Below are 790 nucleotides of genomic sequence, written 5' to 3'. Positions count from 1 at the left end.
TGAACTAAAAAACATGTGCCAAATTGAACATTCTAGGCACAGAAGTTTTGAAAATTTTATCTCCAATATTATCGCCGCTCTTATCGCATATTCATTCTTTGCTAAAAAACCTTCTATAAAATATGATTTGGAGAAAGACGATCAATTAGCTCTGTTTTTATAATCGAACTCGGGTTTCTAAGCAAAAACAACTGGAGAAAGCACATAAAACGATTTTAGAAATATCTCAAATTTCTGATCAAACTATAACCTTAAATGTTTTTTTAGATAAAGTGCACACAAAGGTTAAAAACATTATTCGTGCAGAAAATTTTTTTATGGCTTTTTATCATAAAAAAACTAATACTTATACCTTTCCTTATTATAAAGATGAGATTGATGATTGCGAACCACAGGAGCACTTCCATATTGAAAATGGATACACTGACTGGGTAAGACGAGAAGGAAAAACTAAACTAATAAAAGAAGAATCAAAAAAACTGATATGGGAAAAATATGGGGTAAAAAGCTATGGCGACAAAATGGCAATTTGGCTAGGAATCCCTATTAAAATGAGTAATCAAAATGACGTTATTGGAGTTATCGTAGTACAAGATTATCATAACCTAGATGCCTATTCAACGTCTGAAATTGCTACACTTGAAATTATTGTTTAGGGTTACCCATTTAGTTCACAAATAGTTGTATATGAGTATATTATTTTGTAAATTGTATTCAAATTCAGGAACGATGAGGATACTAAAAAACATTGATAGACAGACGTTTAAAGAAAGATTTACAACAAAAGAAG

1 protein-coding gene and 1 pseudogene are annotated in these 790 nt (G+C 30.3%); both read left to right on the top strand.

The annotated features are described in order from the left end of the window. Positions 1-163 (top strand): annotated as a pseudogene (locus tag HNS40_RS23430) (IS982 family transposase); the annotation flags it as partial. Positions 164-317: 154 nt separating this feature from the next. After that, a complete protein-coding gene (locus tag HNS40_RS22535) occupies positions 318-656 on the top strand; it encodes a hypothetical protein (RefSeq protein ID WP_172284960.1) in 339 nt (112 codons plus the stop codon). The last annotated feature ends 134 nt before the right edge of the window (positions 657-790 follow it).

The sequence above is a fragment of the Lentimicrobium sp. S6 genome, from assembly GCF_013166635.1.
Classification (GTDB): domain Bacteria; phylum Bacteroidota; class Bacteroidia; order Bacteroidales; family UBA12170; genus UBA12170.
The sequence above is the reverse complement of the archived record's forward strand: the minus strand, read 5'-3'. Positions and strand labels throughout refer to the sequence as shown.

Bases quoted from the DNA above. Each gene is read 5' to 3' on its own strand.
- HNS40_RS22535 (WP_172284960.1), top strand. From the start codon at position 318: ATGGCTTTTTATCATAAAAAAACTAATACTTATACCTTTCCTTATTAT.